Annotated in this window: 24 protein-coding genes and 2 pseudogenes; 19 read left to right on the top strand and 7 right to left on the bottom strand. The window is 60.0% G+C overall.

Translation table 11 applies throughout. The annotated features are described in order from the left end of the window. Window positions 1-64 precede the first annotated feature (64 nt). The 8 genes from FJ979_RS13620 to FJ979_RS32525 all read left to right on the top strand — a co-directional run bounded on the left by FJ979_RS13620 (window position 65) and on the right by FJ979_RS32525 (window position 8,489). Complete coding sequence (locus tag FJ979_RS13620; RefSeq protein ID WP_210239511.1) at window positions 65-1,654, top strand: GMC oxidoreductase; 1,590 nt, start codon at window positions 65-67, stop codon at window positions 1,652-1,654. Window positions 1,655-1,728: 74 nt separating this feature from the next. After that, the gene (locus FJ979_RS13625) at window positions 1,729-3,654 is read left to right on the top strand and encodes an FUSC family protein (protein ID WP_140581478.1); all 1,926 of its coding nucleotides are present in this window, start codon (window positions 1,729-1,731) and stop codon (window positions 3,652-3,654) included. Then, window positions 3,654-3,857, top strand: coding sequence for a DUF1656 domain-containing protein (locus FJ979_RS13630; RefSeq protein ID WP_140581481.1), 204 nt, complete (start codon window positions 3,654-3,656; stop codon window positions 3,855-3,857). Before FJ979_RS13625 ends, FJ979_RS13630 begins: the two co-directional genes overlap by 1 nt. A gap of 10 nt (window positions 3,858-3,867) precedes the next feature. Then, a complete protein-coding gene (locus FJ979_RS13635; protein ID WP_140581484.1) occupies window positions 3,868-5,043 on the top strand; it encodes an HlyD family secretion protein in 1,176 nt (391 codons plus the stop codon). Window positions 5,044-5,278: 235 nt separating this feature from the next. Continuing rightward, window positions 5,279-6,196 (top strand): NADP-dependent oxidoreductase, encoded by a 918-nt coding sequence (locus tag FJ979_RS13640; RefSeq protein WP_140581877.1) that lies wholly within the window; start codon window positions 5,279-5,281, stop codon window positions 6,194-6,196. Between the two features lie 61 nt (window positions 6,197-6,257). Continuing rightward, window positions 6,258-7,175, top strand: a complete 918-nt coding sequence (locus FJ979_RS13645; RefSeq protein WP_140581487.1) for an NADP-dependent oxidoreductase — start codon at window positions 6,258-6,260, stop codon at window positions 7,173-7,175. A gap of 60 nt (window positions 7,176-7,235) precedes the next feature. Then, the gene (locus tag FJ979_RS13650) at window positions 7,236-8,153 is read left to right on the top strand and encodes an NADP-dependent oxidoreductase (protein ID WP_140581490.1); all 918 of its coding nucleotides are present in this window, start codon (window positions 7,236-7,238) and stop codon (window positions 8,151-8,153) included. Between the two features lie 159 nt (window positions 8,154-8,312). Further along, a complete protein-coding gene (locus FJ979_RS32525; RefSeq protein ID WP_181171891.1) occupies window positions 8,313-8,489 on the top strand; it encodes a hypothetical protein in 177 nt (58 codons plus the stop codon). Window positions 8,490-8,726: 237 nt separating this feature from the next. Here the strand turns inward: FJ979_RS32525 and FJ979_RS13655 are convergent, their stop codons facing one another. From FJ979_RS13655 to FJ979_RS13665, 3 genes are all read right to left on the bottom strand, one after another. After that, window positions 8,727-9,791, bottom strand: coding sequence for an AraC family transcriptional regulator (locus FJ979_RS13655; protein ID WP_210239512.1), 1,065 nt, complete (start codon window positions 9,789-9,791; stop codon window positions 8,727-8,729). Between the two features lie 465 nt (window positions 9,792-10,256). Beyond that, window positions 10,257-10,964, bottom strand: coding sequence for a peroxiredoxin-like family protein (locus tag FJ979_RS13660; protein ID WP_140581493.1), 708 nt, complete (start codon window positions 10,962-10,964; stop codon window positions 10,257-10,259). Then, window positions 10,964-11,869 carry a LysR family transcriptional regulator gene (locus FJ979_RS13665; protein WP_224704938.1) on the bottom strand — a complete coding sequence of 302 codons (906 nt, stop codon included), beginning with the start codon at window positions 11,867-11,869 and terminating at the stop codon, window positions 10,964-10,966. Before FJ979_RS13665 ends, FJ979_RS13660 begins: the two co-directional genes overlap by 1 nt. Before the next feature lie 281 nt (window positions 11,870-12,150). On the opposite strand from FJ979_RS13665, the pseudogene FJ979_RS13670 reads away from it, so the two are divergent. Beyond that, window positions 12,151-12,996, top strand: a pseudogene (locus FJ979_RS13670) (IS3 family transposase); the annotation flags it as partial. Between the two features lie 80 nt (window positions 12,997-13,076). On the opposite strand, the pseudogene FJ979_RS33005 reads toward FJ979_RS13670, so the two are convergent. The 3 genes and pseudogenes from FJ979_RS33005 to FJ979_RS13685 all read right to left on the bottom strand — a co-directional run. After that, window positions 13,077-13,292 (bottom strand): annotated as a pseudogene (locus tag FJ979_RS33005) (HAD-IA family hydrolase); the annotation flags it as partial. 207 nt (window positions 13,293-13,499) lie between these two features. Further along, a complete protein-coding gene (locus FJ979_RS13680; RefSeq protein WP_210239513.1) occupies window positions 13,500-13,976 on the bottom strand; it encodes a redoxin domain-containing protein in 477 nt (158 codons plus the stop codon). 36 nt (window positions 13,977-14,012) lie between these two features. After that, entirely contained in the window at window positions 14,013-14,819 is an 807-nt protein-coding gene (locus FJ979_RS13685) for an SDR family oxidoreductase (RefSeq protein ID WP_140581505.1), read from the bottom strand. Window positions 14,820-15,149: 330 nt separating this feature from the next. Here FJ979_RS13685 and FJ979_RS13690 point away from each other — a divergent pair, with 330 nt between their 5' ends. The 4 genes from FJ979_RS13690 to FJ979_RS13705 all read left to right on the top strand — a co-directional run bounded on the left by FJ979_RS13690 (window position 15,150) and on the right by FJ979_RS13705 (window position 17,510). Next, window positions 15,150-15,431, top strand: a complete 282-nt coding sequence (locus FJ979_RS13690) for a GNAT family N-acetyltransferase (protein WP_224704909.1) — start codon at window positions 15,150-15,152, stop codon at window positions 15,429-15,431. A 211-nt stretch (window positions 15,432-15,642) separates the two neighbouring features. After that, on the top strand, window positions 15,643-16,176 hold the full coding sequence (locus FJ979_RS13695; protein ID WP_224704907.1) for a cytochrome P460 family protein: 534 nt from the start codon (window positions 15,643-15,645) through the stop codon (window positions 16,174-16,176). A gap of 212 nt (window positions 16,177-16,388) precedes the next feature. Beyond that, window positions 16,389-16,922, top strand: coding sequence for a DUF1993 family protein (locus FJ979_RS13700; RefSeq protein ID WP_140581506.1), 534 nt, complete (start codon window positions 16,389-16,391; stop codon window positions 16,920-16,922). A gap of 63 nt (window positions 16,923-16,985) precedes the next feature. Beyond that, on the top strand, window positions 16,986-17,510 hold the full coding sequence (locus tag FJ979_RS13705; protein WP_140581509.1) for a hypothetical protein: 525 nt from the start codon (window positions 16,986-16,988) through the stop codon (window positions 17,508-17,510). A 34-nt stretch (window positions 17,511-17,544) separates the two neighbouring features. Here the strand turns inward: FJ979_RS13705 and msrA are convergent, their stop codons facing one another. Continuing rightward, window positions 17,545-18,081: a peptide-methionine (S)-S-oxide reductase MsrA gene (gene msrA, locus FJ979_RS13710; RefSeq protein WP_140581512.1), complete on the bottom strand. Its 537-nt coding sequence runs from the start codon at window positions 18,079-18,081 to the stop codon at window positions 17,545-17,547. A 324-nt stretch (window positions 18,082-18,405) separates the two neighbouring features. Between msrA and FJ979_RS32530 the strand changes: the two genes are divergently transcribed. The 6 genes from FJ979_RS32530 to FJ979_RS13735 all read left to right on the top strand — a co-directional run bounded on the left by FJ979_RS32530 (window position 18,406) and on the right by FJ979_RS13735 (window position 24,615). Next, on the top strand, window positions 18,406-18,552 hold the full coding sequence (locus tag FJ979_RS32530; protein WP_181171889.1) for a hypothetical protein: 147 nt from the start codon (window positions 18,406-18,408) through the stop codon (window positions 18,550-18,552). Window positions 18,553-18,983: 431 nt separating this feature from the next. Then, window positions 18,984-20,678: a thiamine pyrophosphate-binding protein gene (locus tag FJ979_RS13715; RefSeq protein WP_140581514.1), complete on the top strand. Its 1,695-nt coding sequence runs from the start codon at window positions 18,984-18,986 to the stop codon at window positions 20,676-20,678. A gap of 128 nt (window positions 20,679-20,806) precedes the next feature. Next, on the top strand, window positions 20,807-21,313 hold the full coding sequence (locus FJ979_RS13720; RefSeq protein WP_140581517.1) for a DNA starvation/stationary phase protection protein: 507 nt from the start codon (window positions 20,807-20,809) through the stop codon (window positions 21,311-21,313). Window positions 21,314-21,510: 197 nt separating this feature from the next. Further along, window positions 21,511-22,986: a glutathione-disulfide reductase gene (gene gorA, locus FJ979_RS13725; protein ID WP_224704936.1), complete on the top strand. Its 1,476-nt coding sequence runs from the start codon at window positions 21,511-21,513 to the stop codon at window positions 22,984-22,986. 224 nt (window positions 22,987-23,210) lie between these two features. Beyond that, window positions 23,211-23,918, top strand: coding sequence for a glutathione S-transferase C-terminal domain-containing protein (locus FJ979_RS13730; RefSeq protein WP_140581522.1), 708 nt, complete (start codon window positions 23,211-23,213; stop codon window positions 23,916-23,918). Window positions 23,919-24,042: 124 nt separating this feature from the next. Then, a complete protein-coding gene (locus FJ979_RS13735; RefSeq protein ID WP_140581525.1) occupies window positions 24,043-24,615 on the top strand; it encodes a hypothetical protein in 573 nt (190 codons plus the stop codon). Window positions 24,616-24,683: the final 68 nt, after the last annotated feature.

Consider the following 24,683-nt stretch of genomic DNA (forward strand, 5'->3'; position numbering starts at 1 on the left):
CACGGAGATGTGCGCCGCTTCCATTTACCGAACGATCCAAACGGCACAAATAGGGAAGACAATAATGTCCGATGACGCCTTCGATATTGTCATTGTCGGCGCGGGCGCCGCCGGCTGCGTCGTTGCAAGTTATCTCGCTGAACATACCGACGCATCGATCGCCTTGATCGAAGCGGGCAACGTGGACCACGATCCGTTAATTCACATTCCAGCCGGCTTCGCCAACATGCTCGCGCATGGCAGAAATGTCTGGAAATACGAGACTGTTCCTCAGCACGGCATCAAGCGCGCCTATCGCTCGGGAAAGGTGTTGGGCGGGGGCTCTTCGGTCAATGCGATGGCATACGTCCGTGGCCAGAGCCGTGATTACGCGGCTTGGCAAGACGCCGTGGGCGACACCGGCAAGTGGTCGTATGAGGATCTGCTTCCCGTCTTCATGGTGCAGGAAAGCAACGACACCTTCCACGATAAATTCCACGGCATCAACGGCGGACTCGCGGTCCAGCAGCCCAAGGGCATCAACGCACTGAACCAGTATTGTCTCAAGGCGTTCCAGGAATACGGCGTTCCTTTCAATCCGGACTATAACGGCACGAGCTCGATTGGTGTTCGCCGGTGCACTCTGCGGTCGGAAATCAGCGACGGTGCAGCGCGGTCGACGCATATTTTGCGCCCACACCTCGCCTCGGGCCGCGTGGCCCTTTTCACCAACAAGACCGTCATCCGCATTCTCATCGACAATGCCCGCGCGGTTGACGTCGAGTTGAGCGATCTGGAGACAATCACGACCGACCAGGTCGTGCTTTCGGCCAGGTCCGTTCACAGCACTAACATTTTGATGCATTCCGGCGTCGGTCCGGCCGCGCAACTGCGCCAGCATGGGATTGCGGTGATCGTCGATTCCCCGGAAATCGGGGAAAATATGCAAGACCACGCAATGGTCCCGGTCCGCGCCTACGTAAAGGGTGATCTCGGTTATCAAGCGACCGCCCATGGTCTCGGCACCATAAAGGCGGGCCTGCGTTATCTCGTTACCAAGGATGGTCCCGCGGCCGGCAACGGCATCGAAACGGTTACCCACTGGAACCCTTCGGACTTCACCGCAGACCCGACGATTCAATGCTATCACGCCCCCATTATTGCTAACGAAGGGCTTGCTCCGACAGGCGATAGGTCCGGCATCACATTCGAACTCGTGGTGCTTCGGCCCAAGAGTCGCGGCTGGGTTCGGCTTGCCGACAGTGACCCGACGTCGACGCCGCTGATCAATCCGAATTTCATCGGGGAAGAAGACGACTTGAGGTCGGCCGTGCAATCGGTGCGGGCAATCCGCGAGGTCATGGCCCAAGGTTCATTGGCGTCGGTGATCGAGGAAGAGCTGGACCCTGGTCCGAACGTCCAATCGGACGGAGAGATTGCCGAATGGGCAAAGCGGGTCGTGACGACAATGTGGCACCCAGTTGGTAGGTGCCGTATGGGGCAGGACGCACGGGCAGTGGTTGACGCAAGACTTCGGGTCCGCGGGATCGACCGTCTCCGCGTCATTGACGCCTCCATCCTGCCAAACATCACCAGCGGAAACACGAACGCGCCGACGCAGGCGCTCGTACGCCACGGCACGGCAATGCTGGTCGAGGATCTTACAAGAAATTAAGGGCCGCTTTCCCAAGGCGGCAACGGCCGCGGTTCGCCGCAGGGCGAGAAACCCGAATCGGGGAGTAGTTGTGTTTGACGCTGCCTGAACAGATGAAGCTCCGTCCGTTAGGGTTTCCTCTCGCCGCCTGGGCTTTTGCCGGCCGAACCTGGCTGGCGGCGGTTCTGGCCTTGTATGTAAGCTTCTGGCTCTCGATCGAGATGCCGTCGATGGCGATGGTAACAGTTGCGATCATCGCCGAACCAACGCGCGGCCAGGCACTGGGCAAGGCAGTCTTTCGTGTCCTGGCAACGACAATCGGCGTGGCCGCTTCTATTGCCCTAACCGGGCTTTTCTCCCAGTCGCGCGATCTTCTCTTGATCGCCTATGCCGGCTGGATAGGTCTCTGCGTCTACGCCGCAGGAATGCTCGACGGCAATCGGGCCTACGCGGCGGTCCTGTCGGGCTTCACCGTTGCTCTGGTTGCGATCCAGGAAATCGACAATCCCGGGCACGTGTTCGAGGCGGGTATGATGCGCGGCGCGGCAATTCTCATCGCAATTGCATCCGTTGCGATCGTCAACGACCTACTGGGGTCGCCGGATCGTCACACCAAGCTACTGGGGCAACTGGCCGATATCCATCGCCGGATCGCCGACCACGCCAAAGCGGCGATCCTTGGCGAACCGATGGAACCAATGGCGTCCGCTGCCCTGCTCGCCGAAATTGCCGCGCTTCGGCCAGAGATCGCGACGCTGGTGTTTGAGTCGAGTAACGGCCGGGCCAGAAGCGTAGCGGCGCAGAACGTGGCCGCCGCGCTTGTGGCCGAGTTACATGCCGCTCGAAGTCTTGATGTCCTTCCGGTGATTGCAGACCAGACGAGCGCTAAAAGAATTGCGCACGCGCTTGACCGCGACGAAAAGGCTCGCCAGCCGTCGCCATGCGCGTGGCGAGTCAAGAAGCAAGCGGATGCAGACGCGACGGTGCCGTTGGCCTGGACGCTTGAGGAATTGCTGAGAAGAGACGATCAGGTTCGACAGAACATCGCTGCCCTGCGCACTGATGGGAGTCCCTCCTGGCGATGGCGTGGACTGATCTATCGATCGCACCGCGCGGCAATTGAGTCTGGAGTTCGCGCGGCGATCTGGGTTGCGTTGGCGAGTGTGTTTCTCGTCTATGCGGGTTGGCCCGCGGCAAACACTTCGTTGGCGCTCGTTGGAACGTTCGTGGGACTCGGGGCGATAACGCCCAATTCACGTGCAACCACTGCCCTCGCGCTCATGGCTGCGCCCGTCGGCGGTGTTCTGGCTGGCCTTCTCGAGTTTGTCGTCCTCGATGGCGTCGACGCGTTTCCGCTCCTTGCCATCGGCCTAGCGCCGCTGATTATCGGCACCGCGCTGCTGATATCATCGCCCAATCGCCTGATGTCGGCGATTGGCCGATTTACGCTTATCTACAGCCTGGTAATTGCCTCGCCGACCAACCCCCAGACCTACAACGGGCAATCGTACCTCTTCTTCTTCCTCCTCGCTTGCCTTGCGCCCGCCTTGTTGTTGGCGACGCAGTTTCTTGTACCTCCAGTCCCTCAGGAGAGGCGGCGAAGATGGATGTTAACGTCGTCCCGCGAAGACTTTGCTCAGGGCCCCCCGCGTGGCCGTCGGCATGAGCCTGAGGAGGAGATGTTTCGCGACGCCGTCAGGATTGGGCAAATCCTGTCCACAGGGACAAATCCGGAGACGATCGGCGAAGTTCTTTCACATTTCGACCAATCCTCGATTCTCCGATTGTGCGACACCAAGCTGAAGGCTCTCGCCGGCGGCCCCTTGGCGGGGTTGGTTGAAGACGTACGCGCCGCGTTCAACAAGCGTGAACCGCGGGCAATTCGTGCCATTGCCCACCGCTTGAACCAAGCAACACCGCCAAATCATTCGATTACCGATCTCCGCGCCGCGCTAATGGTCGCGAGCTATCACGCTGAGGCGGCACTAGGGCGACGTGCTCATCTTAGTGAGACCGCGTGATGGCTCATTCCTTCCACGACTTGGTTATTGGCGGGGTCTTGGTCGCACCCTTCATGACCTATGCGGTTGCGGCTCTGTTCGTCGTGCTTCTGACGAAGCCGCTGCTGCGAACTGTCGGTTTTTGGCGGCTCTTCAGCAATGCCGCGATTGCCGAACTCAGCCTCTACATCACAATTCTGGGCCTGATTGCCTTGTTTCTCTGAGGGAAAATTGATGGATGGTGCCAGCCAAGACAAGGTGATCGACCGAGAAGAACCGGGATCCGCCACGTTGCCTGGATCGACCGAGAGCGATGTGTCAGTCGGGCTAAGCGCAGTCGCACGTGCGAAATCCGGAGGACGTCAATCTTGCGGGCCAGAGATCTCCGTCGCGTTCGCCACACCACCGGTCGGACGGCGAACAAACATCACGCAAGCTCTTCTGCCGATTTCTCGCAGACTTGCAACGTTGGCAATATTTCTTGTCGCGGCGATGATCTCACTCGTGGTGTGGGACCAGTATGTCGTCGCGCCTTGGACACGCGACGGGCGCGTACGAGTTCAGGTTGCGGGCGTTGCACCTCGCGTGTCCGGCCAGATCACAAAGCTGTGGGTCTCCGACAACCAATTCGTCCATAAGGGAGATGTACTCTATCAGATCGAGCCATTTGATTTCGATGTTGCGTTGCGCCTGAGCAAAGCAGTTTTGGAACAAAAAGAAGCCGACAACTATGTAAAGGAGTTGCAGTCGGAACGCCGGAAGCAGTTGTCGGAACTGTCGATCTCGAAAGAACAGCAACAGATCTTCGAGGGCAGCGCCCGACAAGCTAAAGCCGCGGTCGACGTTGCGCGTGAACAGGTCGCCCAGGCAGCCGTTAACTTGAAGCGAACCGAGGTCCGCAGCCCGGTCAACGGCTATGTCACGAATCTTCTCCTACGAGTAGGCGACTATGCGCACGAAGGAGTTAGCAACATCTCGATCGTCGATACCGACAGCTTCTGGGTGGACGGCTATTTCGAGGAGACAAAGTTAGCGCAGATGTGCATTGGGGATCGCGCAGAAGTCAAACTGATGGGCTACGCAGCCCCGCTGATGGGTCATGTAACGACGATCACCCGAGGCGTCAGCGTATCGAACGCTGCGGCCGGCCCTCAGGGTCTTCCAAATATCGACCCGGTCTATACGTGGGTGCGACTGGCGCAACGCGTGCCGGTCCGGATCGCTATTGATAGGGTTCCGCCCGGCATGCCGCTCGTCTCCGGAATGACAGGAACAGTGACGCTGCGCGACGGCTCCCAGCCGGATAAGAAATCCTGGCTGCTTCGCGTGAAGCGTGCGGTCGGAACGAGCCTCTCCCACATAGTTCGCGGCGTGGCTCCGGAACCTGGCTGTATCGCCTCCAAGCCTTGAGTGAGCGCCCGAGGCCCGGACCGCCCTGGATCGACGGCCACCCTTCATGACGGTCGTTATGCCGCGATCGCGCCGGGACGACGGCCCTTATCGAGTTCATAATTGTCGCGCGGCCCTTTGGTGGCATCGATTCCATAGCTGACGGTCATTAGACGACAGATTTTCGCCGCTCTATTTTCCGCTATCTGCGAGAAATTCAGAAGATCGCAAGATCTCTCATCCCGGAAAGCAGATGATGAAGGCAATCGTTGTTACGGATCAGGCTTCCGGAACGTCCGGGATGAAGTTGGTCGACGTTCCCAAACCAGAGGCGGCGATAAACGACGTCCTCGTCGAGGTACATGCGTCGGGGTTCACTTCGGGTGAGCTGATATGGCCCTCGACGTGGACCGATCGTCTCGACCGTGACCGGACTCCATCTATTCCGGGGCAGGAGGTTGCCGGCGTGGTCGCGTCTCTCGGCTACGGCACGACCGGGCTCTCGGTTGGACAACGGGTATTTGGCCTTTCGGACTCCTATCGTGGCGGCACACTGGCCGAATATGTAGCGATCGAGGCACGCAATCTCGCGCCGCTACCGGGCGATGTCGACTTCACAGTCGGGGCGAGCGTGGCGATGCCGGGCCTGACCGCATGGCAGGGGCTATTCCAGCACGGCCGTCTTCGGACGGGACAGAGCGTCCTCGTGCACGGCGCCGCCGGCGCAGTTGGTTCGATGGCGACGCAGCTCGCGCGCGAATTCGGCGCCTACGTCATCGGCACCGGCCGCGCTGCCGACCGCCAGAAGGCGCTCGACCTTGGCGCCAGCGAATTCGTCGATCTCGAGAATGAAGTCTTGAACGATGTCGGTCGCGTCGACCTGGCGTTCGATGTCATCGGCGGAGATGTCGCCACGCGGTCAGCAGGGTTGATCCGGGATGGAGGAACGCTCGTGACCATCGCTGGACCGACCGAGGCGCGACCTCCAAACGGCCGTTCGGTGGACTTTGTTCTCGTCGCGGACCGCGCCCAATTGGGCGAAATCATCCAGCGTGTGCGGGACGGCCGATTGCAAACCAATATCGGCCACATAGCGTTGCTCGATGATGCCGTCGCCGCATTTAATCCGACCAAACGGATCAGCGGAAAGACGATCATCCGCATTCGCCCATGAGCCAACCAAGCCGATGACGGGACCATCCCACCAAAGAGGCTGATCACTGAGGACAATTCCGATGAAGGCGATCGTGGTATCCGACCAGGCGGCAGGAACGGCCGGGATGAAGCTGGTGGCGCGGCCAGAGCCGCAGGCGGCGATCAATGACGTCGTCGTTCAGATTCATGCTTCGGGGTTCACTTGGGATGAGCTGACCTGGCCCCCGACCTGGACCAATCGCGCCTTCCGCGACCGAACACCGTCGATACCTGGGCACGAGGTGGCCGGAGTGGTCACGGGTCTCGGATATGGCACGACGGGTCTATCGCTGGGACAGCGGGTCTTCGGCCTTACGGACTGGTATCGGGACGGCACATTGGCGGAGTATGTGGCTGTCGAAACGCGAAACCTCGCGCCACTACCCGGCGGCGTCGATTTCACAGTCGGTGCGAGCGTGGTCATGTCCGGCCTGACTGCATGGCAAGGTCTGTTTCAGCACGGGCGGATCGAGGCCGGCCAGCGCATCATCTCACACGGTGCAGCGGGCGTCGTCGGTTCGATGGTCACCCAGCTTGCGCGTGAGGCTGGCGCTTACGTCATCGGCACCGGACGCGCCGCCGACCGTCAGTCGGTGCTCGACTTCGGCGCCAATGAATTCGTCGATCTCGAGAACGACGCTTTGGAGGACGTCGGTACAGTCGATCTGGTATTCGACGTCATCGGCGGTGACATCGCGAAGCGTTCCGTGCGCCTGGTGCGGCCCGGAGGAACGCTGACGACCATCATGGGCCCGGCTGAAGCACGGCCCGTGGATGGCCTCACGGTGGATTTCGTAGTCGAGCCCGATCGCGCGCAACTGAACGAGATCATCCAGCGGGTGCGAGACGGTCGACTGCAAACGAACGTCGGTAAGATTGCGGCCCTCGACGATGCCGTCGCCACCTTCAACTCGACCGAGCGACGCAAGGGAAAGACGATTATCCGCGTTCGTCCGTGAGGGAGACTCTACGTTGCCCGACCATCTCAACAAACAACAGATGACCGAGGAGAAATTCCGATGAAAGCAATTGTAGTAACGGATCAGGCTGCCGGAACGGCCGGGATGAAGCTGGTGGAGCGGCCCGAGCCGCAGGCTGCCATAAACGATGTCGTCGTACAGGTTCATGCGGCGGGATTCGTCAACACCGAACTGGAGTGGCCCTCGACCTGGGCCGATCGAGCCTTCCGCGACCGGACGCCGTCGATCCTCGGCCATGAGCTGGCCGGTGTGGTCACTGCGCTCGGCTACGGCACCACGGGGCTTTCAATCGGTCAGCGGGTGTTCGGCCTCGCGGACTGGCATCGCGACGGCACGCTCGCGGAGTATGTAGCGATGGAAGCGCGCAATCTCGCGCCACTTCCGGGCGATGTCGAGTTCACGGTGGGCGCGAGCCTGCCGATCTCGGGCCTGACCGCGTGGCAGGGACTGTTTCAGCATGGCCGCCTTCAGGCGGGGCAGAGCGTCCTTGCGCATGGTGCGGCCGGGGCCGTCGGGTCGATGGTGACGCAGCTCGCACGAGAGGCCGGCGCCTACGTCATTGGCACCGGACGCTCTGCCGACCGTCAGAAGGCGCTCGATTTCGGCGCGAATGAATTCGTCGACCTCGAGAACGACACCCTGGAAGACGTGCGCGGCATCGATCTGGTGTTCGATGTCATTGGCGGCGACATGCAGAAACGGTCCGCGGCGCTGATCCGAGCCGGAGGTACGCTGGTGACCGTCGTCGGACCGGCCGACGCGCGGCCCGTGGATGGCCTGGCGGTCGATTTCGTCGTCGAGTCCGACCGTGCCCAGCTGAGCGAGATCGTCCAGCGGGTGCGGGACGGACGGCTGCGGACGAACATCGGCAAAGTCGCGACCCTCGGCGAGGCGATCGCCGCCTTCAACTCGACCGAGCGGCGCGCGGGGAAAACGGTCATCCGTGTTCGCCCGTGAGCGACACGAGCGCGACGTAATCTGCGGTGCGCCGCGAAGCCGCGGCGGTCGCCGTCTCAATGTTTGCCGAGCATCCCGGGCGCGTCGCACTGAGCCGAGGTGACGTTAAATCGTGGAGCTCAGCGAGGGTTGCAGCAAGGAATTGCTCCGGAGTGCGAGATGACCGATGGCGCGATCCAAGAGATCCTGGAAAAGTCGATAGATGATTTGCCCGCTGACCTGCGCAGCAGGTTTGTGGCCTCGGTCCTAACCTTTGGGAGCGTCTATCAGCTCGGGGACAGCCGCTCCGAACGCATTACAAATGCAGTATTGGAGCGGCTTTTCCGGCGCTCGTGAAACCGACTTCGGACTTACCGTCTCTTCGATGTCGGGAAGCCTATATCAACGGCGGCATGCGCTTACTCATTGAAGTGCTCCCGTTCGCTTTATCTGGACCAGACCCGCTTCATCATCCCTCGCCAAACTCGTTCCCCGTCAGCGCCTTATTCAGAATGGGCCGGCGCAGTTGGATGCCGTTAAGCTGGTTAAGTGCTACTTGGCATCCCTCAAATAAGCAGTCCAGTAGGTCCTATCCTAAGGATTGAATGACGAATCGCCCATGTCTTGTATGTCTCGGTACCTCGAAGGATCGCAACCATGCATCTTCCGAAAGGTGCGGGAGAAACTGCTGCGACTTGTATAGCCCACACCATGGACGATCTGGTCGATCGATAGGCCGCTATTCTTCAGGAGGACTACGGCTTTGCGCATTCTTAGGTCACGAAGGGTCGCCATAGGCGGTTTCCCGAACAGACGAGTGAAGCGAACCATGAATACGGATCGACCAAGACAAGCGGTCCGCGCCAAGCTCTCTACCGAGTGCGGGAATTCTGGATGGGTGACCATCTCCGCAAAGGCACGCGCGATCCGTGGGTCGCCTAACATAGAGAATCGTTCCACCCATAGATTTTTGGTTGTAAGTGATCGTCTCAGTAAAGTAACGAGTACTTGCTTCATTAAAGCTGCGGTCATGGCGCCGGTCCCGACCTCCTGGGCAACTAGTTCGTCCATCGCCGAACTCAGCCTATGATCGAGTTGGTCCGTTGCACCAAATTGTTCCACAATCGGGCACGTGAGGGTTCCGAAAAGATCTATTGAAGCGCCGTACGTGGCACGGAAGTACCCGCAGATCAGCATGACCTTGGGCTCGCCTCTACCTGCAGCGAATCTGCTCAGGGCTCCAGAAACCGATGTCCGGGCGTTCTCCTCGGTGATTGTGAGAGTTGCTGGATGCCGCTTATCGTCAGCACCCTCAATACAAAAAGATTGCCCAGCAGGAACAATGATTAAGGTATGCGGCCGGAGATCGATAGGAGTATGATGGCCGATAATCATCCGACCCGTCCCTATAAGGTCATAGTGGATGCCAGGAGCGTTGGTGGTGGCCATCGTCAATCTCCAGCCTGGACCAACCACGCATTCAGAAAGCTTGACGAACTCGACCTCCATGGTCATCAACAGATTGTCTAGGTCAGAAGGAGATATTCGTACAATCGGTTTGCAATTCATACTTTCTTTAATCTTCATTGCCCGTTGAGAAGTGCCAACCTTATCGGCGCAATGGTGATCGTTATCGAAAGTGTAAACAAATGCTGACATTGGGCTTCTCACTTGTTCTTGGACAACTCTGAGTTTTGGTGAAAGGGAAGTTTCCCTTGCGTCGTGCTCTTCTCCAGCCACATGCGTCCTCCTTCGTCGTGCCGAGCGCGTCAAACAGATGCGGCTCACTTGCGGGTTCGATGCCACACCGACGTCGGCTGGGTTACGGATGCATAGTCGTCAGCCACGGATGTTCACGCTTTCAGGATACTGCATCGCGAAATGCCTATCGCCGCCCAGACCGCCTGCGGGTTAATCGGTGGAAGCAGCCAAATGCTATGGCGATGCTCACGCGATTGAAAATGCCGATTTGCTGGGGATTCCATAGCTCGCTGCTATGGTCTACGGGTGGTTTCTTGCAGAGGATCTGGATCACAGCCGCGCGATCCTTCAGCCAGCATTTGCGATCGCAACGCTCAGATAGGCATACGCGGGGCCGTGCGGACTGTGGAATCGCGACGCGAACTATCTTGCAGAGCGCAGCGCCACAAGCATGTCCTCGGTCGCCATACGCGTGCGGTAGTCCGGGTCGACGAAGCGCGCATGGACGATCCCATCGGTGCCGACGATGAAGGTGGCCGGGATCGGCAGCATCCATTCATTGGCGCCCTGAGACACCGACGGATCCCATCCAGAGCTGATCATCATGTGCTTCATCTCGTCGTCGACGGAAAACGCGAGGCCGAGGGACATCGCATAGCCGTTATCCATGTCGGTGAGAACCGGAAACGGCGCATTGGCGTCGGACTTGAGCCACATAGCGAACTTTGTGCGATCAGGCACGATCGCGGCGACGTGTCGGTGTTCGGTAGCGATCTGTTCCTCAGCACGGGCCAGCGCGTCGACATTGATGCGACAATACGGACACCATTGCCCGCGATTGAATGCGATCGCCACCGGCCCTTCGCCGAGCAAATCGTTCAGGTGGACCAGGCGCCCCTGCTCGTCGGGCAGCAAGAATGCCGGCATCGGCTCCCCTACCTGGGGCGCTGTTGCGCCAGCGCCGGCTTCGACGAGACCGTTGACGAGGGCATCGACCGCTTCAGCGAAATGCGGGCCCAGCCGCCGCACTTCATCCGAGAACGCCTGGAGCCGATCGGCCAGCGGTGCCTCCAGATCGCGGCATCGGATGAAAGCGACTTCGAGGATTTCACCAATGGGGCGTTCGGCCATCAATGAGCTCTCCTCTGCCGCGCCGGTCGTACGTCGAAGCTCCAGTCGGCGGCGCGCAGCAGATTGAGCAGAGTGGCACAGGCGACCGCGCGGCGTCGACCCGCAACCGTGTACGCTGACACAGTGCGTGCGAGTTCCAGGCGCATCAGCGGTATTCGGCGGAAGCCAGCCGTGTCCGAGGTCGCATTGGGGATGATCGCGACGCCAAGGTTCGAGTCGACCAAGGCCAGCAGGTCCTCTTGCGTCGCCACTTGGTGCCTGGCAGTGTTGACGACGCCGTTTGCTTCCAGGCGGGTCTTGAGCTCTTCGACCATCTCACATTCGGTGTTGATCACGAGGGTCTCAGAGGCAAGATCCCTGAGCTCGACTCTGTCTCTGCCCGCGAGCCTGTGAGTTCGATTGACGACGAGGTGAAATGGTTCCTCGAAAAGCGGGAAAGCATCGAGGCGAGACCAGGGCTCATTAAGCGGGCCGGCGATTGCCAGCTCTGCGGTGCCCAATCTCAGGTATTCGGTGACCTCGGCGCCCGTGCCGCGACGCAACTGCAGTTGCAGACCCGGGAAAGCACGCGACAGCTCCCGCAGCATTGTTGTGAAGGGATTGAGCGCGACGGTCCGCGAGACCGCAACTGATAGGGGCGCGGCCTCGCCCTCGCTGATCGATGCAGCCACCATCTTGGCCGTAAGGGCTGATTGGTAGCACTGGCGCAACATCGGCAGCATGCGCTGGCCGAGTTCCGTCAGATGCGACAGCGCACGCTCGCGTCGCAGCAACTCGCCACCGAGCTCGGTTTCGAGGCCCTTGATCGCGCGTGACAGGGACGGCTGGGTGACGTTGCACTGCTCGGCTGCCTTGGTCAAATTCAGGGTTTCGCTGATTGCCAAGAAGTATCGAATTTGGTGCATCTCCAAAGCACGACCCTCACTACCTACTCATGGTGGGAACTGGGAACGTACCCGCGGCCACGATGCCGTCAGGCGCAACTTGATCGTGTCGAAATATGTCTATAGCGGTGTGACCAGGGACATGCTTGTAACCATACCCGAACGGCGAGCGAAAGAAAGACCGTCACGTTCCTCCCAGCCCTTCTTCTTCGCCATGGCGTTGATCGAAGAACCGCACATGACAAGCAAGACGACCAACAAGTTCTCTCCCGAAATCCGGACCCGTGCGGTGCGGCTGGTTGGTGCTGCCGATCGCCCCGTCGACCTACCACGACCATATCGCCAAGCGAATCGATCCCTCCCGGCTGTCGGCTCGGGCGAAGCGGGACGAGGCTTTGAAGGATGAGGTTCGACGCGTGTTCGAGGCGAACTTCCGCGTCTACGGCGTTCGCAAGGTCTGGCGGCAGTTGCAGCGCGAGGGCTTCGACGTCGCCCGCTGCACGGTTGCCCGCCTGGTGAGGGCTATGGGTCTTGAGGGCATCATCCGCGGCAATCCGATCCGCACCACGGTGAGCGACAAGGCCGCACCTTGCCCTCTCGATCACTTTAATCGCCAGTTCCATGCCCCGGCGCCGAACATGCTGTGGGTCTCCGACTTCACCTACGTCGCGACCTGGACGGGCTTCGTCTATGTCGCCTTTGTCATCGACACCTATGCCCGCGGGATCGTTGGCTGGCGGGTGAGCCGGACGGCGCATGCGAGCTTCGTCCTGGACGCTCTGGAACAGGCACTCCATAATCGGCGGCCGATCCACCGCGGCGGGCTTATGCACCTAGCGATAGAGGCAGCCAATATGTCAGCATTCGATATACCGAGCGCCTGGCGGAGGCCGGCGTCGAGCCTTCGGTAGGCAATGTCGGCGACAGCTACGACAATGCTCTCGCCGAAAGATCAACGGTCTCTACAAGGCCGAGGTGCTCCATCGACGCGGACCATGGCGCAACTTCGAAGCCGTCGAGTTCGCTACGCTCGAATGGGTCGACTGGTTCAATAATCGCCGGCTGCTGGAGCTCATAGGCAACATCCGCCGGCCGAAGCCGAGGAACGCTACTACGCCATGCTGGATGAACCAGCCATAGCCGCGTGACTCAAATGTAACGGCCTCCGGAAAACCCGGGGCGGTTCAGACATCGTCGAACAATTGCGTATCGGAGCGAAGACCCAAGTTCGAAGACTGTAATCAAGTGACTCACGCGTGACCGTCCAGAAATCCTGGTAGCGCCCCATCAGCGATCGCAGCCAACTGTATTCGAGCTGCTTCATGCGCCAGATCTGCGTGATGTAGTCGGCATGGCCCGGGAACGACGCATCGGTAATTTCTGAAACCGAATGCACGTCATAAAGCGTGCCATATGCATCGAACACAAATGCCTTCACCATGATACGAACTCCTGTCGCTCGCGGTTTCTCATGACTGACCGCCCCGATGAACAGCACGAACTCATCATCGACGCTATTATCGTCTCCATCTCTGTTCTCGATGGGTCCGAAGCACGTTCGCCAATGCAATCTACAAATCTTGGTTTCGATGAATAGTCTCGGCTCCAACGCCGCCAACTAGCTCTGCGGTCCTTGCTTCACGATTCTATCTCACCTTTTCGATGATGATTTCAGGTAGCGGACCATGCCCAATACGTCATCAGGAAGCAGACGTCCGATCGCGCCCGTCGAGTAGACGGCCGTCACAATCCGACTCTCGGGATTCAGGACGAAGCCAGTTGCTTGGAGATAGACGGGATCGTCATTGACGAAGGCGCCGGTGGCCGCGGAGACGGCTCGTGCATCGGCCCCGTGGGCGACCGGAAAGCCGAGTTTATACTTTGCGACGAGCGCCTCCGTCTTTTCACGATCGTCCACCGATACCGAGGCGACCTTGATGCCTTCCTCGGCGAATTTGTCTGCCGCCCGCGCAAAAGCTGCAAGCTGGGCGTTGCAGAACGGACACCAGGAACCGCGGTGGAACAGGATCACTCCGTATCCGCCAGCGAGATCGCCAGGCAGATCGACTTCGCCGCCACCAGCGCGGGCAAAGGTTAGAGACGGAAAAACATCGCCGTTTTGCAGCATCGCGATAGGGACTCCTTGTTCGACCTGTGTGCCGCTCTAAAGGGCAGCGTGATCTTTCACCGCTTCTTCGAGCGCGGGTTTCATACTGAGCATGCGTTCATCGACCGTAGCCGGATTCTCTCGATTCAAGGCTATCATCTGGGCGCGAACCTCGCCGCCACGGATCACTTCGAACGCCTCAGCTTCGATGCCCGCAGCGATCGCTTCGGCGACGGCGGAAGCTGGCTCGCGCGAAAACCCGAGTTCGGGCCCTGCATGATTTGATTTCATCATCGGTGTGTCGGTGCCGCCCGGATAGACGGTCAGCACATGGATGCCCTCCCCTTTCAGCTCACGCCGCAGCGCCTCACCGAAATGTGCAAGCCCGGCCTTGACTGCCGCGTAGGTGGAATAGAACGGAGCCCCTACCAATGCGATGCCGGAGGAAACGTTCACGACCATGGCGTCACCGCTCTCACGGAGGACCGGCAACGCTCCGCGCGTCAGCAGGATCGGGGCCGTTAAGCCGACATCGATCATCGCGTGCAGTTCGGCTTCATCGGTCTTTTCCAAACGACCGGCTCGCACGCCGCCGGCATTGTTCACAAGGACATCAAGGCCGCCGAGAGCGGAAACGGCCTGCTCGAGCGTCACGGCGCGTCCTTCGGCTGTCGAAACATCAGCTGCTATGCCGTGGATCTCGGTAGTTCCGGTTTGCAGGGATCGAACGGCTTCAGCGACGACTTCCGGACGGCGTCCGCTTATCGCCACTTTCCCTTGCTTCGCCAGCAATATTCGCGCCAGCGCAAGCCCTATGCCGCTCGATCCGCCGGTGATGAGAATGCGCTTGCCGGTGATGTTCATGCCCGTTCACCTATAGGCAGCGCGTATTCGAAAGTGTCGGCCATAACAGGAACTCCGAAAATAATGGTCTGCCGCCAGAGCAGATTGGACGTGGCGGGCGCGAACTTGGTCTGCTCATCCCTACGCGCCCAAGAATACAGCCCTCGCCCCTGCCCCGAGCGCGATCCGACGGCCGACGCTTTCGCGTCAAAAACGTAGGTCCGTAGATCGCGCAGCGAATCCATAATCCGTCGCCGTTCGTCCAGACGCGGGCGTTATTCAGCGTGCGGCCGCAGACCGCCGCACTCGTGCCTGCTAACTTTGTCGGCCTCTGAGCGAAGGAGACGGAAAGTGCAAAGCGACATCAGGGACAACCCGGCCATGAACCGGTTTGAGATGTCCCTCAGCGGCGATGCGCTCGCGGTCGCGTACTACAAGATCGAGGACGGCCGGGTCGTGCTGCTGCATACGGAAGTACCGCAGGAGCTATCTGGCCTTGGCTACGGATCGCGGCTGGCGCACGGCGTTTTCGAGGCCTTGCGGCGCGACGGGAAACGAGTGATCGCAAAGTGCCCCTTCATGTCTTCCTACGCCACCCGGCAACCCGAATATGGCGCACTCCTCGATGGTTGACCCAAAACCAACCCGTATTGCCCCCAGACAGACCTTTGGAGAACGATATCTCACGCCTATCAAATGCATGTCCAAAGGGAATTTCTCATTTCGTCGACAGAGTCCGATCCTGGGGCTTGCCAGCCCGGTCACGAAGCCCGCCGCTTCCAGGGTGCTTGAACCCCTCGCACCGAGGGGGGGTGCCCCGTGCGAGCAGCAAAGGAGACCTCCAATGAAATTATCGAGGACAGTCAGCCTGGGTGTTGCGATCGTCATGGTCGCCGGCGCCGCCGTGTCTCTCGCGCAGATGAGCCGAGCGGCTCCAGTCGATCAAAGCGCAAATGTGGCGGACGCCGCCGGGAACTCGCATGTTCCGACAGATTACAGAACGCTTTACCAGGCGCTCGGCAGTTGGGCGATTGCCGCCGATAGCGGGCAGAGCTCGAAGCAGATGCACACCGTTTACGCCTCTCCGGGAACGATCGACGCATATCGAAAGACCGGGCACTTCCCGGATGGCGCCGTTCTCGTGAAGGAAGTCTTTGCGACCTCGACGAACGAGATGACCCCCGGCACGGTAAGCCACGTCGACAAGCTCAAGGGCTGGTTCGTCATGGTGAAGACAGCAAAGGATCGCACCCAGGCAACCCGCTGTGGGGAAACGGTTGGGCTGGTCGTGGTTCGATGCAGACAAGCCCCTCAAGACCACCTCGACAAACTACCACACCGATTGCCAGGGTTGCCACGTGCCAGCAAGGAACACTGACCGGATTTACGTGAATGGATATCCGGCGCTCCGTTGCTAGATGTCAATGCGCGTGAGCGTTCTCGCTGCGGTTCGCGGAGCTTCGACGCCTATCTCGAAGGACGCCACGAGCAAGAGCGGAACCACGGGAATTATTGTGACCATTCGCTTCGGTTATCGACCTTCTGGGACCAACCGACGTTCAGACTAGAAACGAACCCACGGAGGTCAGTGTGTCCTTCTCGGTCTATGAGATCACAGTCCCTGTCATGGTGCATGGACTGAACGTGATGGATGACTATCTCGATCACGCCCAGGCGCTCGAGCGGGCCAAAGGGTTTGAGCCGGGACGAATATTAGGCGAGCGGCTCGCACCCGACATGCTGACGTTTGGAGAACAGTTCTCTGTAAGCTGCAACAAGGTTGACGCGCACATGGCGAAGTTGATGCAGCGCGACCCGACACCGCCCCGCACCACTGCGATGATGTATCCGGCATTGAAGGGACGGCTCCTCGAGACTCGCGGCTTCTTGCAGAACGTGCAGCCGGACGAGATCGCAGGTGCCCAGTCGCACACCTATGAGCTGACCCCACCTATCGTGCGCGGATGGTATGGCGGCGACGACTACATCCGGTACTTGGTGCTACCTGACTTCTTTTTCCACATCTCGATAGCGCATGCGATCCTCCGGCATCTCGGGGCGAAAATCGGAAAGCGCGACTATCTCGGCAATCTTACGCAGCAGAGCGGCGGAGATTACTCGTGAGATGCGGAGCGATGCACAGTACGAGGCCTTTTAGAGTGAAAACGAACTAACAGGATACACAAAGTGAGCGAGTTGCGAGAAGTCATTGGTGCGCTGCAAAGTCATGTCGAATTTGAGGCCGCTGTAGGCGAGCTCGAAGCTGCGGGGATCGACCGCTCTCGAATAAGCTTCCTCGCGCAGGAGGATATAGCTGCGACATGCGCCGGCACCGTTGGTTGCGACATCAGACAACTGCCCCGTGTGGAGGTCAGCATGAGCGACGACCGGCAACAAGTTCGCACACTTGTGACCTCGCTCGCCGCAACTGTCGCGTCGTTCGCCGGCGCTGGCGCCGTTCTTGCTGCGACTGGCGGAACGGCGGCGCCAGCCGTGCTGGCGGGATTGGCTGCCGGAGGCGGAGTGGGCGGGCTGGCCGCCTTGTTTGGACGGGGCCACGAAGCGTATGTGCACGAATGGGCCGAGAGACAGGTCCTCAATGGTGGTATTGTGTTGATCGTTCATCCTGCGAGCGCAGAACATTTCGATGCCGCCGCCGCCATTATGCGACGGCATTGCGGGACCGATGTGTTCGCCTCGCCATCAGCGTAGCAGCGAGCTTCGCCCATCGACATTGGCAGGTCGTTCAGGTTTGCAGCTTGGCAGTTCCAGATTTGCGGAATGCATGAGATGAAGGAAGGCGCCAGTCCGGCCTAACAAAGTGGCAGTTGTACCCTTGCCGATGTCTTTGCAGGTAGTCCTGGTGCTCCGGCTCGGCCTCCCAGAATCGGTCTTCCGGGTTGATTTCGGTCACTACTGGACCAGGCCACAAGCCGGAGGCCTCGATTTCGGCGATCGTTTCAAGGGCTGTCTCCTTCTGCTGTGCATCGGTGTAGAAGATGGCGGAACGGTAGCCCGATCCAAAGTCACTCCCTTGCTGCTCGTACGTCGTCGGATCATGAATTTGAAAAAAGCGTTCTAGGATGGCGCGGTAACTTACGATCAGAGGATCGAAAGTTACCTCGATTGCCTCGGCATGCCCGTGATGACTGCCGTAGGTCGGATTAGGGAGATCACCGCCGGTGTAACCGACACGCGTTGAACCTACGCCGCGGACGCTTCGAAACATCTCCTGCATTCCCCAAAAACACCCGCCGGCAAGGATCGCCTTCTCCGTAGCCATGTTTGCCTTCCTTCAGCCGGCCAGATACCGCTTTGCGAGAGTAGCGATCGCCGACCCGGTCGGATCATAGAATGCGGGCATCCAATTGATAACCAGCCGGGATGAGATCATCACCGGCGATCGTGGTATCCAGTCCGGAAGATGCCCAACGATCGGATCTGGCGTGCAAAGCCACGAGAACACAGCGAACGCGGCTCACGTGTCGGCCGTGACCTCTGTCGTGCAGACGCTGCTCGCACACTTCCTTGCGCTTGAGCCGACGCAAGAGGCGGCGGACGCTCTCGTGGCCCGCCTCCGCCGAGCATCGCGGCATGTTCCCCGTTTGTGGCTGACGACGACCAGCACGCAAGTCCGGTTTCTGCCTATCAGGAGGAGATCGAAGCCTGCATAGGGCGGATCGTCGACGACGCGGTCAGCCAGGACACCTATACGCGCCGCATGACAATTCGCCCGCAGGACGGGCAGACCTGACACTCCGACAGACAACCCGAGAGGACGAATGGCAACCTGGGGCTGCATGTAACCACGACGCAGTTTCGATCGCGCCTGGCGCACGAAATCCTCGATCGAGCGGAGCGGACCGTCACCATGTACCTTACGGTGCGGCCCGACGATACCGCCGTCAGCGCTGCCCTTGAGGAATTGATCCGTGCGGATTTAAACCGACGCTGACAACACAATTGCCGCCTGGCGCTCGGCCGACCGATGTAGGTTCTGGGCGGGCCAGCCCGGAATACATCGGGGCATGCTATTCATAACTCGGCGTTATCACCGCGCGGCAATTCCTCCTGTACAACAAGCCGCTTAATGCGAGAGCGCAAGGCTGTCGCAGTGACGCCGCGGCATCGGCCCGGGCCCGGTGGTCATTTCGAAAAAATGCGGGGCTATCGCGGAAGTAATCCATGTCGCGTACAGTCGCAGAAGCCCTCGTCGATGTCCTGGAAGAGGTCGGCGTAAAGCAGATCTTCGGCTTGATCGGCGACTCGCTCAATCCGCTGGGCGACGCTGTACGGCAAAGCAAGATCGAATGGGTCGGGGTTCGCCACGAAGAGGGAGCCGCATTGGCTGCGGCAGGCCAGGCCAAGCTGACTGGCCAGCTCGCCGTGTGCGCCGGAACAACGGGTCCTGGCAGCACCCACCTCGTCGCTGGCCTCTACGAGGCCGCGCGCGACCATGCACCTGTCTTGGCGTTGTCGGGAGAGATGCCGCGACGTCTGAAAGGGATTGACTATCACCAGTATACCGAGCCGGACCTGCTATTTCGCGACGTGTCGCTCTACACCCAAACGATAACGGCGCCAGCACAAGCGCCCGGCGTGATCCATCAAGCGATCGCCTCCGCATACGCGGGCCCAGGAGTCGCGCATTTGACGCTCCCCCAGGACGTGCTGTCCAGCAAAGTCGAACACGCCGTTCCGAGTGTGGCAACTCTTGGTCCGCGCAGCGAGATCACGCCTGGCGAGAACGAAATTGAGGCGGTTGCTCGTCACATCGACGAAGCGACGTCGATCACGATCCTGTGCGGCGCGGGATGCCGTGGCTCCGCAGAGCTGCTCCGCGCATTATCAGACCGATTGAAGGCGCCGCTCGTCCACACTGTTCGCGGCAAGGAAATCATCGCATATGACGATCCGCGATGGATGGGCGGGCTCGGCATGATCGGCACCAAACCGGTCTACAATGCGGTCCAGGAGTGCGACCTCCTGCTTATGCTCGGTACAGACTACCCTTATTCCAATTTCCTGCCGACCCACGGAAACGTCATTCAGATCGATGAGCGGGCCGTAGCGATTGGACGACGCACGTCGACGGTGCTCGGCGTACAAGGTTCGGTGCGTCCGACCCTCGCCGCGCTCTTGCCGAGACTGCGACAGAAAATCGATAGCACATTCTTCGACAGCGTCGCGCGCAGCCGCCGCGCTTGGGACGAACTCCTCGACAAGCAAAGCGACCTGATGCGCAACCGCGGCAAGATCCATCCACAGGCTGTAGCGCGCATGGTTAGCGACCTTGCGAAGGACGATGCCGTGTTCGTCTTCGACACGGGCCTCAACACCCTTTGGTCAGGAAACTGGATTCGACAGAACGGCAAACAGCGCATTACCGGTTCGTTCAACAATGCGGCCGTCGGCACGGCACTCGGGCAAGCAAACGGAATACAGGCGCTCGATCGCGCGCGACAGGTGATCGTCCTTACCGGGGACGGCGGCTTCAACATGTTGATGGGCGAATTCCTGACAGCGGTCCACCACCGTTTACCCGTCAAAGTCGTCGTCTTCGACAATGCGGCTTTCGGGCTCATCACGCTCGAGGCGGAAAGCGTGGGCATTCTTCCGTTTCACGACGCGATCGAATTCCCAAACCCCGATTATTCTGTGCTGGCACGTGCTTGCGGCGCGCAGGGTTTCACCGTCCGCGATCCCGCGCTACTCGAGGCGATTTTGATCGAGGCACTCGCGTGCCCGGGCCCTGCAATCGTCGGATGCGGCGTGGTACCTGACGAGATGCCGAACCTGCCACATGTCGAACTGGAGCAGGTCGGCGGCTACGCTGTCGCGAAAATCAAGGAAGCGATCGCTGCCTTCACCGGCGGCTGACGGATTCCCGTCTTTTTGCCCCCCATCCACCCCAAAACTCGCTGCCTTGCAGCTCGCGCAGGCCGCATTCAGCCTGCAATCAAACAAAAAAACAGTACGCAACACGAATAGTGAAAGGGACCACGATCATGACGACAGACGTTGAAGACGTGCCAAACGGGGAGCGAGACGAGCCGGCGCTGCGAAACTCGCTTGCGACCTTCGCAGCGAAGATCAATCAGGTTCTGGCCGATTCTCTGTCGCTCTATCTCAAAACGAAGAACTTTCACTGGCACGTGAGCGGCCCCCATTTCAGGGACTATCACCTCATGCTGGACGAACAGGCGAGCGAAATTCTTGAAGTCGTGGACCCGCTCGCGGAACGTGTCCGGGCGATGGATAGCGTGACGATCCGCTCACTTGGCCAAGCGGCACGACTACGCACCATCGCGGATAACGAGGCCGAGGAAGTCGCGCCAGCCGCGATGCTGGCCGAACTCATGGAAGACAACAACGCCTTTGCCGCCTCGATGCGCCAGGCCCACAAGCTCTGCGCCGAATTGGAGGACCTTGCCACTGCAAGCCTCCTGGAAGGCTATATCGACGCCGCGGAGAAGAGAGCTTGGTTCCTCCGCGAGACCGCACGGGCGGGCTGATTCTCGACGATTCCATTGTACTGAAAGTCCAAAACAGGACGCCGCAAGTCCGAAGTGGCGTCCTGTGAGCTAGGACTCGTCACCGTTCGAATCCAGAGTGACGCAAAGCATCGGGCCGTCTCGGAATGCGATCAGGCCGCGTATGTGAAACTCCGCAAACAACGGATTGGGTGCTTAACTTGAGCGACACGAACCTATTGCAATCCGTCCAAAGCGACGCTTCAGCGGCTTCCTGCGCAACGGAGTTCGACGTCGACCTGTTCGTGATCGGCGGCGGGTCAGGAGGCGTCCGGGCCGCCCGCGTCGCATCGGGACATGGCGCAAAAGTGATGCTCGCCGAGGAGTACCGGTTGGGCGGAACATGCGTCATCCGCGGCTGCGTCCCAAAGAAGCTGTTCGTCTATGCGGGTCGCTTCAGCGACAAGTTCGACGAAGCGGCGGAGTTCGGCTGGCGTTTGTCGATGCCGCGTTTCGATTGGCCGTCATTGGTCGCCGCAAAGGACCGCGAAATCGCACGACTGGAAGCACTTTACGGCAGCGGTCAGGAAAATGCGGGCGTCGAAGTCGTCAAGTCCCGTGCTGTGCTTGAAGACGCGCATACGGTTCGCCTGGTCAAAGACGGTCGCCGCGTACGTGCGCGCAAGATTCTGATTGCGACGGGTGCAAGGCCCGAACTCCCTCCCTTCGACGGTATCGAACTCGGTATCACCTCCGATGCCGTCTTTGACCTGAAGACATTTCCGAGGAAGCTCGTAATCGGCGGCGCCGGTTACATTGCCATTGAGTTCGCGGGCCTTTTCGCTGCGTTGGGAAGCGACGTCACAGTCGTCTGCCGAGGAAGTAATATCCTGCGCGGCTTTGACGAGGACGTGCGCCAGGCCGTCGCCGCGTCCTATGCGAACCGCGGCATCAAGTTGATACTCGGTGACAGCATACGTCGACTTGAACCCCGGCGCGGGCAAACTGGCGGCGGTTTGGGAGGAATCGACGTTACGACTGAACAAGGTGGCAGACTGGTGGCAGACCAGGTGTTGCTTGCCTTTGGACGCGCTCCGAACACGACCGCCCTCGGGCTCGACCGAGCGGGCGTCAAGACCGCCGCGAATGGTGCGATTATTGTCGACGCAGGCTCTCGCACAAATGTCCCGAACATCTATGCAGTCGGTGACGTCTCGAACCAGATAAACTTGACACCTGTTGCGATCCGCGAAGGCCACGCATTCGCCGATAGCGTGTTCGGGGAGAACAATTGGCAGGTCGACTATTCCAATGTGCCGACGGCGGTCTTCTCCAGCCCGGAGATCGGCACCGTTGGCATGACCGAACTGGAAGCGAGGGCGCAGTACCCCGCAGTCGACATCTACAAGGTGCGCTTCAAGCCGCTGAAGGCCGGCCTGACACGCGATTGCGAGACCTCCCTTCTGAAAATCATCGTAGACTGCGAGACGGACCGGATCCTTGGCATCCACATTTTCGCCGAGGAAGCCAGCGAAATGATCCAGGTGCTGGCGATCGCAATTCGCAGTGGAGCCACCATGAATGACTTTGTGTCGACCATGGCGGTGCATCCGACAATCGGTGAAGAAATCGTCACAATGCAGGCGCCGACGGTCCGTTACGACCGACGTGTAGAACCGGCCGCGCCCCCGATCGCCGAAAACGTCCCGGCGTGACTCCAACCGGCTGGGAATCGGCGGGCGTATCGCGCTTCCGCCCGTCGGACCGACCAGCTTGGATTGGCGCTGCAGACCATCGGGAATGAAATCGATAACAGGGCGTTGCTTCCATAGCGGCAAACGTCTTGGCAATGTCGCGTGGGCCGACCGAACCAGCGGCCCCGTCGGCCTGACGCGCGTGGCCCGTGCGCGAAATCTCTGAAACTCCGAAGGTGAGCGCGATGATCCGCTTTTATTTCCACCCGACCCCCAACCCAGCCAAGGTTGCGCTTTTCTTGGAGGAGTCGGGGTTACCTTATGAGCTGGTGCCGGTCGACACGAGCAAGGGCGAGCAGCACCAGGCCGAATTTCGCGCCGTAAACCCTAACGGCAAGGTCCCCGCGATCGTCGACACCGAAGGTCCCGGCGGAAAAGAGGCACGCGTTTTCGATTCGAGTGCCATTCTACTGTATCTCGCCGAAAAAGCCGGTCGCTTCCTAGGCCAGCCGGCTGACCGAGGCGAGCTTCTGTCGTGGCTGTTTTTCCTCGGTACAGGCCTCGGTCCGTTCTCGGGGCAAGCCGTACATTTCCAGTTTGCAGCTCCCGAGGGTCTTGACTACGCCGTCAACAGATATCGCCGCGAAGCGGAGCGCCATTATCGGGTACTCGACAGCCAACTCGCAGGCCGGGATTACATTGTCGGGTCCGAATATACGATCGCCGACATGTCCGCCTGGGGTTGGATCGATCGCGCTTCCCGCGTCATGAAGGGCGCGACGGATCCCTTGGTGCCGTTCCCCAACATCAGGCGATGGTTCACGGCGATCGACGCGCGCCCAGCGGTCGCCAAGGCGCGCGCGGTTGGAAAGGATCACGACTTCAAGAAGGTCAACGACGAGGAAACGAAGCGGGCGCTATTCCCCTCGAACTATCCCGCGGCCGACGCGTAAAGGACCCCAGTCTCACCCGTCGCAATGCCGGGAGTGGAAACGAAAACTGCACGGCGCTTCCAAATGGCCAATGCCAAACCCGGCGTTTGGCGTTGGACGACGTGCCGACGCTAGGAGAGTGCAGATGAATCTCGACGCGAAGGATATGGTCGTGGCGGTTTCAGATCTCTTGGGACACGGGTATGACCACGAGTATCGCATAAGAGACGGCCTGCTCTACGACCTGACGTCCGAAAAATCCGTCGCCGCCGGCGACATTCAGGTCGATTTTGCGAAGAGGTTCGAGAGCGCTCCGGACGCTGGAGACGGCTCAAACATCTATGCGATCACTAACCGGAAAGCCGGCAGCAAAGGCCTGTTGATCGACGCCTTTGATGAACTGGACGGCGAATGCTCGCGAGAACTCTTCGAACAGCTAAACGCGAACCGCTCCATACGTCACGAGAACGAGGGTGAAATCGCAAGCCGATATGGGCTGCGGAAGATCTTCAAGGAAGAGTTCGACAAGGATCCGGAGCGGTTTGTCCTGAGGATTGGCTTTCCTGACTTCCCGCCGTGCCCGTTCGGGCAATCATTCTCGATTCTTGGGTTCGATACCGCGGAGCAATCCTACGTCTGGCTCGTCACCAGCATTCTCCGCGATCCCAGGCTTGAGAGAGTCCCCTATCAAGGCGCCGAGGTGCCCGACAACGAATGACCGCATAATTGTCGAGTTTGCCAGCGTCGCCATCACAGTCTGGCCGGAAGCCCTACCTCACAAAGGAC

The sequence above is a fragment of the Mesorhizobium sp. B1-1-6 genome, assembly GCF_006443035.1.
In the GTDB taxonomy this organism is placed as follows: Bacteria; Pseudomonadota; Alphaproteobacteria; order Rhizobiales; family Rhizobiaceae; genus Mesorhizobium.